The sequence below is a fragment of the Maricaulis virginensis genome (genome assembly GCF_027922185.1).
GTDB classification, from domain to species: Bacteria; Pseudomonadota; Alphaproteobacteria; order Caulobacterales; family Maricaulaceae; genus Maricaulis; species Maricaulis virginensis.
The window spans coordinates 1-13080 of record NZ_BSFE01000010.1; the positions used below are offsets into that span (position 1 = coordinate 1).

10 protein-coding genes are annotated in these 13080 nt (G+C 65.5%); 5 read left to right on the forward strand and 5 right to left on the reverse strand.

All coding sequences use genetic code 11. The features are described 5' to 3' along the window. Nucleotides 1-833 precede the first annotated feature (833 nt). Genes PKE71_RS14310 through rnd form a run of 5 tightly spaced genes read left to right on the forward strand, consistent with a single transcriptional unit; the run spans nucleotide 834 to nucleotide 5558 of the window. The gene (locus tag PKE71_RS14310; protein WP_271187674.1) at nucleotides 834-1451 is read left to right on the forward strand and encodes a TetR/AcrR family transcriptional regulator; all 618 of its coding nucleotides are present in this window, start codon (nucleotides 834-836) and stop codon (nucleotides 1449-1451) included. A 45-nt stretch (nucleotides 1452-1496) separates the two neighbouring features. Next, on the forward strand, nucleotides 1497-2270 hold the full coding sequence (locus PKE71_RS14315) for a lysophospholipid acyltransferase family protein (protein WP_271187675.1): 774 nt from the start codon (nucleotides 1497-1499) through the stop codon (nucleotides 2268-2270). Between the two features lie 36 nt (nucleotides 2271-2306). Next, nucleotides 2307-3044, forward strand: coding sequence for a lysophospholipid acyltransferase family protein (locus tag PKE71_RS14320; protein ID WP_271187676.1), 738 nt, complete (start codon nucleotides 2307-2309; stop codon nucleotides 3042-3044). Beyond that, entirely contained in the window at nucleotides 3041-4363 is a 1323-nt protein-coding gene (locus PKE71_RS14325) for an MFS transporter (RefSeq protein ID WP_271187677.1), read from the forward strand. The genes PKE71_RS14320 and PKE71_RS14325 overlap by 4 nt, the downstream gene beginning before the upstream one ends. 34 nt (nucleotides 4364-4397) lie before the next feature. Further along, a complete protein-coding gene (gene rnd / locus PKE71_RS14330) occupies nucleotides 4398-5558 on the forward strand; it encodes a ribonuclease D (RefSeq protein WP_271187678.1) in 1161 nt (386 codons plus the stop codon). Nucleotides 5559-5611: 53 nt separating this feature from the next. Here the strand turns inward: rnd and PKE71_RS14335 are convergent, their stop codons facing one another. The 5 genes from PKE71_RS14335 to PKE71_RS14355 form a co-directional block, all read right to left on the reverse strand. Next, nucleotides 5612-6199: a hypothetical protein gene (locus PKE71_RS14335; protein WP_271187679.1), complete on the reverse strand. Its 588-nt coding sequence runs from the start codon at nucleotides 6197-6199 to the stop codon at nucleotides 5612-5614. Between the two features lie 64 nt (nucleotides 6200-6263). Beyond that, complete coding sequence (locus tag PKE71_RS14340; RefSeq protein WP_271187680.1) at nucleotides 6264-8567, reverse strand: putative bifunctional diguanylate cyclase/phosphodiesterase; 2304 nt, start codon at nucleotides 8565-8567, stop codon at nucleotides 6264-6266. Between the two features lie 118 nt (nucleotides 8568-8685). Then, entirely contained in the window at nucleotides 8686-10212 is a 1527-nt protein-coding gene (locus tag PKE71_RS14345) for a Ppx/GppA family phosphatase (protein WP_271187681.1), read from the reverse strand. A 5-nt stretch (nucleotides 10213-10217) separates the two neighbouring features. Beyond that, a complete protein-coding gene (locus tag PKE71_RS14350) occupies nucleotides 10218-12395 on the reverse strand; it encodes an RNA degradosome polyphosphate kinase (RefSeq protein ID WP_271187682.1) in 2178 nt (725 codons plus the stop codon). After that, nucleotides 12392-13072, reverse strand: a complete 681-nt coding sequence (locus tag PKE71_RS14355; RefSeq protein ID WP_271187683.1) for a P-loop NTPase family protein — start codon at nucleotides 13070-13072, stop codon at nucleotides 12392-12394. The genes PKE71_RS14350 and PKE71_RS14355 overlap by 4 nt, the downstream gene beginning before the upstream one ends. Nucleotides 13073-13080 lie beyond the last annotated feature (8 nt).

Sequence of the window (13080 nt, forward strand, 5' to 3'; positions counted from 1 at the left end):
CCGCACGCTCCCGGGCACAAGGGACTGAGCTCATGCCTCCCATCCCGGAAACCGTCTGCGAGCATACGCGCAGTTGAGCGGGCGGGGATAAGTTTCCCGCGCTATTCTCTCTCCCCCGTCATCCTGACGAAAGTCAGGACCCAGATCGCAAAGGGAGATTTGGGCGAGGCGGGCTCGGTCTGATCTGTGGCGATGTGAGGGATAAGTGCGAACTCGCGGCCACCGCGCTCTATGAGCTGGGCCCTGACTGAAGCCTGCGCCCGCGAAAGCGGGTGTCAGGGTGACGGTGTTTGTTGCGGCGTTTGCGCTCTGTCTTCCAACCGCCTCACTTTTTCCCGGACGGAATCCTGCGAAGGCAGGCTGCAGATCCGGGATCTACCGAAGATCACTTCAAGCGAGGAGCTTCCCGCAGATCCCGGCACTCCGCCCGGCCTTCGCCGGGCTTTCAGCCGGGAAAAGCGGCGGGGTGTTTAGGGGGTGGTGGCTTCAGCACCCCCTCTCCCCGACCGGGGAGAGGGCTGAGGCGCGGTTCGCGCAGCGAATTCAACAGGCCGGGGGCCTGTTGAAAGCAACGAAGGGTGAGGGGCGGCCGCGCAGCGGCCTGCTCAAGACTCTTTGCAGCGCTGCCGCGCGCCCCTCATCCGCCCTGCGGGCACCTTCTCCCCGGTGGGGGAGAAGGGAAGTTCAGCGCGATAATCAATGAAATTCAATTCTCTAACACCGGAACACGCTTGTAAGTAATTATTCACTTGCAATTACGCGAACATCGTTCCATAAAATGCGTGAATGATCGTTCACACGATCGCCAACACGGGACGAAAGCGATGAGCGGGATGCTGAGAACTGACCTTTTCGACGGCGTGGATACCAATACCGGCGTGACGGCGAAGGCCGGCACGACCAAGGCGCGGATCGAGCGGGCGGCATTGATGCTGTTTGCCCGGCACGGGATGGACGGGGTGTCGATCAAGCAGATCGCCGGGGCCTGCGGCATATCCGACGGCGCCATGTACCGCCACTTCAGGTCCAAGGATGCGCTGGGCCGGCAGATGTTCGAGGCCATCCATGCCCGGCTGGAAAGCCTGGTGACGGACAATCTGGCCCCCGGCGCCTCGCTGGAGGATATCGCCCGCGCCCTCACCCGCGCCTATTGCCACCTGGCGCAGACCGATCCGGCGCAATTCGCCTTCCACCTCACCCACCGCAATTATTTCATTGCGGCTTCGGGCGATGGCGGGGCCGACCCGTCCGACCTGATGACGGCCTGTGTGGCCGACGCGATGGCGCGCGGCGAAATTCCCCAGGGCGATGCCGAACTGAAATCCGCCATGGCGCTGGGCGTGGTGATGCAGGCGGCGGAGTATTCGCTCTACGGCCGGATCGCCAGACCGCTCACCCACTATGTGGACGACTTCACCCGCGCGATTATGGCCGTGCTGCACACCGCCTGATCCACCCGATTTTCCAATGACTTCCAACAGCCAAGGGAGGCCGTGATGCGGTCCTTCGTGTTCAACTGTGCCTACTGGTTCCTGTCCGGCGTCTACGCCATTGTCTGCGCCATCCTGGCGCTCGTGCCCGGCCGCCGCGTGCTGATGCACGGCCTGCGCTCCTACTGCCGCGCCACGGTAATCCTGATGCGCGTCGTCTGCGGCATCCGCGTGGAAGTGCGCGGCACCGCGCCGAAAGACCAGCCGGTGATCATCGGCGCCAAGCACCAGTCCTGGGGCGACGGCATCGTGATGATGGCCAAGTGCGGCGACGTAAATTTCGTCTGCGGCGACCACATGCTGAAATTCCCGCTGATCGGCTGGGTGCTGAAACGCTGCGGCGCCATCGTGCTGTCCAATGGCGGAGGCGCGGAGGCGCAGAAGAGCCTGACCGAGGGCATTGCCCGCTCGCAGGGCGAAGGCCGTCCGCGCCCCGTGCTGATCTATCCGGAAGGCCATCTCACCCCGGTCGGCGAAGGCCTGCGCTATCGGTCCGGCGTGTGGCGCCTGAGCCAGGCACTGGACCGGCCGATCATTCCCGTCGCCACCAATCTGGGCCAGTGCTGGCCACAGCAGGGCTGGGCCAAGCATGCCGGTACGGCGGTGATCGAATTCATGGACCCGATCGCCCCCAGTGCCGACCGCGATGCGGTGCTGGCGGAGCTGGAAAGCCGCGTCGAGGCCCGCTCGCGTGAGCTGGAAGCGGAATACGCGGCCCGGTTTGCGCCGCGTGAAGAACGCGCGCAGTCTGCCAGCCGCCCGGTCCGGAGCTGCGCATGAGACGCGGCCAGGGCCCGGCCGCACCCGGGGAGTGTCATGCGATCGACCGTGTTCAACATCCTGTTCTATGCCTGCCTGGCCGTGTTCGTGCTGATCGCGGCCGCCCTGACCCTGCAGCCCTCGCCCCGGCCTGTTCGCGCCGTCATGCGCACGGCGTGCCGCACAGTGCGCGGCCTGATGCGCGGGGTGATGGGTATCCGCATCGAGGTGCGCGGCACACCGCCGGCGGGACAGCCCGTGATCATCGCCTCGAAGCACCAGTCCTGGGCCGACGGTTTCATGATGATGGCCGTGACCGGCGACATCAATTTCATCATCGGCACGGCGATCGCCAAGTTTCCGCTGGTCGGCCGCATCGTCGCCCGGTCTGGCGCGACCATGGTCAACTCGCCCGGCGACCGCGCCTCGGACCAGTCGATGCAGGATGTGCTCAACCGCGCCGCCGACGATCCGCGCCCGCTGCTGATCTATCCGGAGGGCAATCTGGCCGCGGTCGGCGAGGCCAGGCGCTACAGGAAGGGCGTGCACCTCATGTATGAGACGCTGAACCGCCCCGTCGTGCCTGTCGCCACCAATATGGGGCTGCGCTGGCCGAAGAATGAATGGGTCAAGCATCCAGGCCCGGCGGTGATCGCGTTTCTCGACCCGATCCCGCCCGGCCTGCCGCGCGATGCCTTCCTGCCGCGCCTGATGACCACGATTGAAACCCGCACCCGCGCGCTGGAGGCCGAAGGCCGCGCGTATGGGCCTGCCGACACGGAGACAGTGTCATGAGTGCCAGGATTGCCGCCCGGCTGGTAACGCAGAAGCGTTTCCTGCCCCTGCTGGTCGCCCAGTCCCTGGGAGCCTTCAACGACAATTTCTTCCGCTATGCCCTGGTCACGCTGATCGCGTTCGAGGGCCTGACGATGTTCGGGCTGGACCGGCTGACCCTGGTCTCGGTCGCGGCCTCGATGTTTACCGTGCCGATCTTCCTGTTCTCGGCCGTGGCCGGCCGCATGGCCGACAAGTTCGACCGCACGCGCATCATGCGCTTTGCCAAGTTCGCCGAGATCTGGCTGATGGCGATCACCGCGCTGGGCTTCATCCTGGAACAGCCGCACCTGTTGATGACGGCGCTCTTCCTGATGGGCACGCAATCGGCCTTCTTCACCCCGGCCAAGAATTCCGCCCTGCCGACACTTCTTAGCGACACCGAGCTGGTGCCCGCCAATGCGCTGATCTCCGGCCTGCTGAACGTCTCGGTGCTGATCGGTATCGGCACCGGCACCTGGCTGATCACCCAGTCCTTCGGACCGCAGGCCGTGGGCGGCGGGCTGGTCGTGATGGCGATCGTCGGCTGGCTGGCGATCCGGCAATTGCCGGAGGCGCCCGCCTCGCGGCCGGACATGCCGCTGACCGTCAACTTCATCGGCGAAACGTTCCGCGTGCTGGGCTATGCGCTGAAAGCGCCGGACGTGCTGCGTCCGCTGACGGGCGTGGCCTGGTTCTGGATGCTGGCCGCCTCGATCATCACGCTGATGCCGGTCTTCACGGCCTCGGTGCTGGGCGCGGACGAAACGGTGGTGCTGCTCTTTTCGGCGCTGTTCACGGTCGGCGCGGCGATCGGTGCGATGGCGTGCGGCGCGCTGAGCGGCGACGGCGACGCCCTGCCCTTCTCGATTGCCGGCGCTTTCGGCGTGGTGATCTTCGCCGGGGATGTCGCCCTGCACACCTGGTCCAACCCGCTGACGCCGGAAGGCGCGCCGCTGGTCTCGGCAAACGCCTTCATGGCCGAACCGGCCAATCTGCGCATCCTGATCGATCTGGGCATGGCCGCTGTGTCGGCGGGTCTCTTCGTGGTGCCCCTGCAGGCCATGGCCCAGCGCCGCGCACCGGCCGAGCTGCGCGGCCGTCTGCTGGCGGCGGGCGGGATCCTGAATGCCGCCACCGCGACCGCCGGACAATTCGTGCTGGCCGTCATCGCTGCCCTCACCCTGCCGATCCAGACCGCCTTCCTGGTGATCGCCGCGATCAGCCTGCTGGCGGGTCTGTTTATTCTCTGGCGGCAATCCCTGCGCTGGCGCTCTGCCCCCGACTCGCCTTCGAGATAGTCAAAACGCTTCCACCACGCTAAACGGCGACTCCATGAATATAATCACGACGACAAAGGGCCTGGAAAAGGCCTGTGACGACCTCCTCCAGAATCCCTACATGGCTGTCGACACCGAGTTCATGCGCGAAACGGTGTACTGGCCGCAGCTCTGCCTGATCCAGGCGGCGGGCGGCCCGACGGAAGTCATCATCGACCCGCTGGCCGACGGCCTCGATCTGGAACCCTTCTGGGAGCTGATGGCGGATGAGCGGATCATCAAGGTCTTCCATGCCGCACGGCAGGATCTGGAGATCTTCTTCCACCGCGGCGGCGACAGCCTGATCCCGCATCCGATGTTCGACAGCCAGGTTGCGGCGATGGCGCTGGGCCTGGGCGACTCGATTGCCTATGACGCACTGGTGAAGGCGCTGCTGAAACGCCCGATCGACAAGGGGCCGCGCTTTACCGACTGGTCGCGCCGTCCGCTGAGCGATGCCCAGCTGGAATACGCCATGGCCGACGTGACCCATCTGCGCGATCTCTATCCGATCATGCAGGAGCGGCTGGAGAAGAAGGGCCGGGCCGAATGGCTGGCCGAGGAAATGAAGATCCTCACCAATCCGGAGACCTACCGGCTCGATCCCGAAGAGAGCTGGCGCCGGATGAAGCTGCGCAAGAATTCGCCGAAATGGCTGGCGGCGCTGCGCGCCGCTGCCGCCTGGCGCGAGACCGAGGCGCAGACCCGGGACATGCCGCGCCAGCGCGTGATGAAGGATGATGCGATCTACGAGATCGCCGGTGTCGCTCCCACGACGCCGGAACAGCTGACCGGACTGCGCGCCGTGCCCAAGGGCTTCGAACGCTCATCGCCGGCCCGCCGCCTGTTCGAGAAAATGTCCGCCGCGCTGGCCGCACCGGAATCCTATGCACCGGCATACGAAAAGTCCGCGCCCCCGCCCCAGGGCACGGGTCCGACCGTGGAATTGCTCAAGGTGCTGCTGAAATTCGTCGCCGAGGATGCCGGTGTCGCACCGCGCCTCATCGCCACCGTGCCGGACCTGGAAAAGATCGCCAGCGGCGATGACGAGGATGTCGCGGCGATGACCGGCTGGCGGCGCGAGGTGTTCGGCGAACCGGCCCGTCGTCTCAAGCGGGGTGAACTGTCGCTGACGCTGAAGGACGGCAAGGTCTGCGTCACCGAGGTGAAGGTCTAGGGCGGTCGCGCGATCGAACCGGCGAACCGGTTTCCACGCCACCGGATCACGCTCTAATCCAGTGGCTTGAGCCTTGAATCCCAGGCACTGCCGCCATTGGCGTAGAGCGGCATGCCCGGCGGCGGCAGCAGGATGTTGTTCCAGTAGACATGCACCAGATCGCGGATGGGGTCGTCGAGGCGCTCGATGAGATCGCGCGCCAGATCCGGCATCGCGAAGAAGACGAACTCGCCCAGCGAACAGCACAGCCAGCTCTCGAAACCCGTCGCCGTGCCTTCGCGATCATAGGGGTTCGGCACAGCCGTGGTGCACAGCGTGTAGAAGCGGACATGGTCCTCGACGTCCCAGCCGGCAAAGTCGAGACAGTCTGACGGTGTGCGCAGATGATCGTGGATCGCCTCGCGCCAGCCGGCTTCGGCTGCACGCTCCGGCCAGGTCTCGCGCAGGAATTCCGCCACCGCGCCGGCCGGGTCCAGAAGGACGAGACCGGGATGTTCGCCACTGCCGCCGCCGATAACCAGACCACCGCGCGAACAGGAAAACTCCTGCTTGGGCCCGTCGATATCCTCCAGCGGGCGATAGACCGGCAAATAGCCGAAATAACCAACAAGCTGGTGTTTGTAGCCGTCGATAAAACTCACGCCGCATTCCTTTGCGATCCGTCTCGTCCCGGATAGCGCGCGGCGCGCGCTGTGGCGAGCCCCGTCAGCCGGCGCGGCTCATTTGCACAGCCCCCTCACGGCGCTCGGTCTCGACATGCGCGACCAGTGCATCGAGCGTGAGCGGGCGTGCAAAGAGATAGCCCTGGGCCTGGTCACAGCCGATGATACGTACGGCCTCGAACTGGCGTTCGGTCTCGACGCCCTCGGCGACCGTCGTCATCTGCAGGGCCCGGGCAAGCGCGTTGATCGACCCGACGATGGAGATGGATTGCGGCTCGCGGTCCAGTGGTTCGACGAAGGAGCGGTCGATCTTCAGCTTGTCGAAGGCGAATTTGCGCAGATAGCTGAAAGAGGAATAGCCGGTGCCGAAATCGTCCAGGCTGATTTTCAGGCCGATATCGCGCAGCTTGCGCAGTATCGAGAGATTGGCGTCGGTGTCCGCCAGCAGGACGGACTCGGTAATCTCCACCTCGATGCGCCCGGGATCCACGCCATGGCGCGTCAGCGCCTCGACGAAGACGCCCGGCAGGTCCGGATTGCGCAGCTGCACGGGAGACACATTGATCGCGATGCAGATACCCGGATCGATCTGCGCCGCAGCCTCGACGACCGAGCGGATCACCCATTCGCCCATCGGCACGATCAGCCCGCTGCGCTCGGCAAGGTCGATGAAGCGGTCGGGCGGCACATTGCCATGTTCCGGGTGACTCCAGCGCAGCAGCGCCTCGCAGCCGGTGGTCCGGTTCCGGTCGATATCGATCAGGGGCTGGTACAACAGGTGGATCTGGTCATTGTCGATCGCGGCCCTGAGATCGCGCTCCATCTGCATCAGCGCCTGGGCCTCGATGTCCATCGTCCGGTCGAACTCGACCACATTGCCCTGCCCGCTCGCCTTCGCACGATAGAGCGCGAGGTCGGCCTGGCTCAACACCGCCTGGACGCAGGTATCACCGGCGCCGAGCTGGCGGATGCCGATACAGGTCGAACAATCCACCACGGCGTCGTCGATCGTGATCGGCAGCTCGATCGCATCGACGATCTGGCGCCCGATATACTGGGCCTCGCGACACGGATCGGTGAGGACAATGGCGAATTCGTCGCCGCCCATCCTGCACACGGTGCCGGCCTGGCCGACGACATGGCGCAGGCGACTGGCGACGGTCACCAGCACACGGTCGCCCACCCCGTGTCCCATCGTGTCATTGATGACCTTGAAACGGTCCAGGTCCAGCAATAGCAGGCTCGTGCGGCCGTCCGGCAATTGCATGCGCTGATCGAGCAGTGCCGAAAGCGTCGCCCGGTTGGCCAGGCCCGTCAGAGTGTCGTGCGAGGCGAGATACTCGATCTTTTCAGCGCTCTCGCGTGTCGCGGTGATATCGGAGGCCACGCCCTGGTAGCCGGCGAACCGCCCGTCCTCGTAGCGCGGCTTTCCGGTCAGGCTGACCCAGCGCACGGTACCATCGCCCTTCAGCCGCAGCTCGCGATCGGAAAAGGCCTCCTCGCTCGCCATCAGATGCGCCAGCTCGCTGGCTGCCCCATCCTGCTCGAACAGCGACAGCAGCGCCGGCGCAGGCTGATCGTCCGGGCGGATGTTGTCCGGGTCGAAACGCGGCAGGCCGGACCGGATCCGGCCCGACGTGTCGGTGCGCCATAGCCAGTCGGACGCCGCCTCTTCGAAGTCGTGCAGCAGGAGACCGATCAGCTCGGTCTGCTGTTTCGCGACGCGCTCTCCGAGCAAGCGGCGGACAAATTCGGAATAGGACCAGCGTACCGATTGCGCCAGCACGCCGGAATAGACCAGCAGGAGTGCGGCGACATAGAGCTCGACCGGATCCGGGTTCCGGAACAGGGCGACAAGCGAGCCTGCAGTGATGATACCGATCCATGCCATGGCCGCGCGCGGCAGGCTGGACAGCATGAAGGCGCCGCCGCACAGCATGCCGACCGTCACGGCGACGACCGCTGCCTGGAACGAGCCCGACATGGAATTGTAGAACAGGATCGGAAACGCGGCCCACACCAGCGCCAGGATCGAACTGTCGCGCAGATTGCGGCTGATCGACCGTTCCGAAGCCGCGGCGCGCGGTGGGCGCCGTCGATAGCGCATCCAGCCATAGAGCAGGAAGAGATTGGGTGCGGTGATGGCGAACGCCCAGAACAGGCCGGACCACATATAGCTTGATTGTATCATCACGCCCGCAACCAGTACCGCATTGGCGATATTGGCCCCGGCTGCGACGGGGCTGAAGCGCCTGAACGCATCCAGCTGCCGCGCGCGCACCCACCCGGCAACGTCCTGCGGCACCGGTACAGGCGCGAAAAGATATTCCCCTAAACGCTTGAACATATGTCCGTAGTGCCGGTTTATCCCGCGAGCACACTGTCGGACAAAACCTTACGCCACCGTAAGAAATCGCCGCTTTTACAGCCGGCGGCGAGGATAAATTATAACCGGCCGAAGCGTCCTAGACGTATTCCGCCCGCCCTTCGCGGCCAATCGCACGGGCCAGATTGTCCAGCAGGGACAGCGATCGTTCGACATAGAGGTCGCGCACGCTCTCATCGACCGCCAGGCGGACCTCTGCCGGCGACACGGTCAGGGTGAAACGATCCAGCAGACGCGGCGCCCGGCCGGACAGTTTGGCGCCCAGGCGCAGCGCACAGCCCATCATCTGGGCGACATTGTGCTGCACCTCGCTCAACAGCGCGAACTCGGCATGCGGCTCCAGCTCGCTCCGCCTGCCGGCATAGCGATAGTGCAAGGCCGCGGCCAGGAAGGCCCGTTCGGCATGAGTAACACCGGCAAAGGGCGCATACAGAACGGTATCGCGCGCCAGTTCGGCGCGGTGATCCGGGTGAAAGCGCGCACCCAGATCGGTCAGACGTGCCCCGGCCTCCTGCAGCACCCGGTCACGCACCGGATCGAACGCCGTCTCCACCTCGCGCATGGCCGGTGCGATCCAGGCGGCGAGCGCCCGGCCGAAATCCGGTGAGGGCGAAGACGGACGGGCCATCGTCTCGGCTCCGGCGATCAGCGGATCGGTCGCCAGAAGGTCCGGCGGCAGGCCCTCGGCCAGCACTCCTTCACGCACGCCATAGGCCGAGAACACGACGCGCCCGAACCCGCCATGCCGGATCACCCGCCGCAGGAGAAGCGCAGCATAGGGCAGCGTGGTCACGCGGCGCGAGGAGAGGCCGGGCACACCGGTCAGCGAAGCGGCGCTCAAGCGGGTCGCCAGCCGCGCCAGCTCCAGCGCCTCGGCGGCCGAAAGTTCGAACTGGTGCACGACATGCAGCGGATGGTCGAACCGCGCAAAGGCCAGCTGTGCCATGGCACGCCAGGCCCCGCCCACGGCATAGAAGGTGCCGCCCTGCCCCGTCAGGACACCGCCTTCGGTCAGACGTTCGTCGATCACGGCCTGGGCCGCCGCACTGTCGAACGCATCGCCGGAAAGAACCGCTTGCGGGCCGAGTTCGAAGGTCTTGCCCTCACCCACCGAACCATCGGCGATCGGTGTGAGTTCCAGGCTGGAACCGCCCAGATCGCCCATCACACCGCGCGCATCGGGGATGCCGGTCAGAACGCCCATCGCCGAAAGGCGCGCCTCGTCCTCGCCGGACAGGATCCGGATATCCAGCCCCGTCAACTCCGCCGCCTCTGCCACGAAAGCGCGACCGTCCACCGCATTGCGGACGGCGGCCGTGGCGACAACATGACGCTCACGCACGCCCTTGGCGTCGAGCAGGCGCTGGAAGCGCTTGAGCGCACGCAGGGCGATGTCCCGGCCTTCAGCGTGCAGACGCCCGGTTTCGCGAACGCCGCGCCCCAGACCCGCCATCACCTTCTCGTTGAAGATCGGCCAGAGCGCCCGCCCCTCGACCCGGAAATGCACCAGGCGCACCGAGTTGGAGCCGACATCGATCACCGCGATGTCACGATGAATGGCGGTTTCCGCGATCAGCGGCTCGATCGGCTGGATGACGTCGTCCAAGGCGGTCAGCTGCCGGTACTGCCGGTCAGGGTCGGCGGCTGATCATTCTTGAGCGCGTGGCCGCGGCCGGACAGGCTGGGATTGGTCATGAAATAGGCATGCGCACTGAACGGCTTGTCGACATTGGCCGTGTCCACCCGGTGATAGCCGCCCTCTGAATCCATGTACCAGCTCTGATCGGTATCGTTGAGATTGGCGACCATGATCTGGTCCAGCACCTGGCGGTGAACGGTGGGATTCTGGATCGGGCAGAGATGCTCGACCCGGCGGTCCAGATTGCGCGGCATCCAGTCGGCCGAGGAGATGAAGACCTTGGCCGCGGGCGACGGCATCGCGGCGCCATTGGCAAAGCACACGATGCGCGAATGCTCGAGGAAGCGGCCGACGATGGATTTGACCCGGATGTTTTCCGACAACCCCTTGATCCCCGGACGCAGACAGCAGATGCCGCGCACCACCAGTTCCACACGCACCCCGGCCTGGCTGGCGCGGTAGAGCGTGTCGATGATTTCAGGATGCACGAGCGAATTCAGCTTGGCCCACACGGCCGCCGGCTTGCCGGCGCGGGCATTCTCGATCTCGCGCTCGATATGTTCGAGGATGAATTCCTTCATGCCGATCGGCGAGACCGACAGGCGTTCCAGATTCTCCGGACGCGCATAGCCGGTGACATAGTTGAACACCCGTCCCGCATCGCGCCCGAAGGCCGGGTCGGCGGTGAAGAGAGACAGGTCGGTATAGATGCGCGCCGTGATCGGGTGATAATTGCCGGTGCCGAAATGGGCATAGGTGCGCAGGTCCGAACCCTCGCGCCGCACCACCAGCGAGATCTTGGCGTGGGTCTTGTACTCGATGAAGCCGTAGACGACCTGCACGCCGGCGCGTTCCAGGTCGCGCGCCCATTTCAGATTGGCTTCCTCGTCGAAACGCGCCTTCAGCTCGACCAGCGCGGTGACATTCTTGCCGCTCTCCGCCGCCTCGATCAGCGCCGCCACGATCGGGCTGTCCTTGGAGGTGCGGTAGAGAGTCTGCTTGATCGCGATGACGTCCGGATCGGCGGCGGCCTGGCGCAGGAATTCCACCACCACATCGAAGCTCTCATACGGGTGGTGGACGATGATGTCCTTCTCGCGGATCGCCGAGAAGCAATTGCCGCCATGATCGCGGATCCGTTCCGGATAGCGCGGCTCATAGGGCTTGAACATGTGATCCGGCCGGTCGTCCGGGATCAGCTGGCCGATCTGGGCCAGGCCCAGCAGACCGTTCACCGGCACGATGTCCTGCGGGCCGGCATGCATGTGCTGGACGATCAGGTCGCGCAGGCCCGGCGGCATGCCGGTCTCCATGGTCAGGCGGACCACCGCGCCGCGGCGGCGCTGTTTGAGAAGGTTCTCGAATTCCAGCATCAGGTCTTCGGACTCTTCCTCGACCTCGATATCGCTGTCGCGGATCACCCGGAAGACGCCCTTGCCGACCACTTCATGGCCCGGAAAGAGCGTGTCGACGAACAGGGTCAGCACGGCTTCCAGCGACATGAAGCGCCGGTCCGGGCGGCCGCCATCGCGGCGCGCGCGCGTCGGCAGTTCGACAAAGCGCTTCACACCGCTGGGCAGCGGGATCAGCGCATTCATCAGCTTGCCGGCCTCCCGCTTGCGCAATTGCAGCGCCAGGGCAAAACCCAGATTGGGGATGAAGGGGAAGGGATGCGCCGGATCGATCGCCAGCGGCGTGATCACCGGCAGGGTGTGTTTGAGAAACTCGCCGCGCAGCCAGGCCTCGTCGGTCTTTGATATCTGGTGCGGCTCGAGCACCTTCACCCCGGCCTTGCCCATCTCCGTCTTCAGCTTGCGCCAGAGGTTTTGCTGCTTGAGCATCAGCTCGCCGGCCAGCGCGTGAATCTGTTCCAGCTGCTCGGCCGGGGTCAGCCCGTCGATACTGGTCGCCGTGACGCCGGAATGCATCTGCGCGCGCAGGCCCGCAACACGGACCATGTAGAACTCATCCAGATTGCTGGCCGAAATCGACAGGAAACGCAGGCGTTCGAACACCGGATGGTTCGGATTCTCCGCCTCCTCGAGGACGCGCAGATTGAAGCGCACCCAGGACAATTCCCGGTTCAGATAACGCGCAGGCGACTGCATCAGCGCGTTGATGTCGGCGATGTCCCGGGCCGGGAGGTTCATTCCGTCTCTCCACTGTCCTGCCAGGTTTCCAGCACTTCCCGCGCAATAGCACGCGTTATTGGCGTTTTCTTCACGAGCGCCAGCTTGTCCATCCGCTCCACGATGCGGCGTACGGCCGTGGCCGAACGCTCCATACGCGGCAGGAGATAGTCTATCACGCCGGGCCGGACCGGGGCGCCCCGGTCCTGCAGCTGTTTCTCGATCAGCCGGGTGAGCAATTCATCGTCAGCCTCGTACAGATCCGCATGCGGCAGCGCCCGCAGCCGCGATACCAGATCGGGCAATTGCGCCGGCCACAGCACGGGCGGTTTGCGGGCCGTCAGCAACAACGCCGGAATATCGCCCTCGGCAGCACGATTGAGCGTATGGAACAGCGCATCATCGTCGAGCGCGCGGTCGATGTCTTCCACCAGAACGCGGCACCCCGGTGCGATATCCGCCAGCCGTTCGGCCAGGTCCGCAGCCTCGACGATCTCCGCCTCGCAGCGCAGCGCCCAGACCGTGGCCAGGTGCGATTTGCCCGCCCCTTCCGGCCCGACCAGCGCCATGACATTGCGCGGCCAGTCCGGCCAGCGGCCAAGCGCGGCCAGCGCCTCGGCATTGGACGGGCCGAGGATCAGGCTCGACGCGCTGAAATCCTCGCGCGCCGGCAGATCGAGTGCCAGTTGGGGTGTCATGTCGGCCC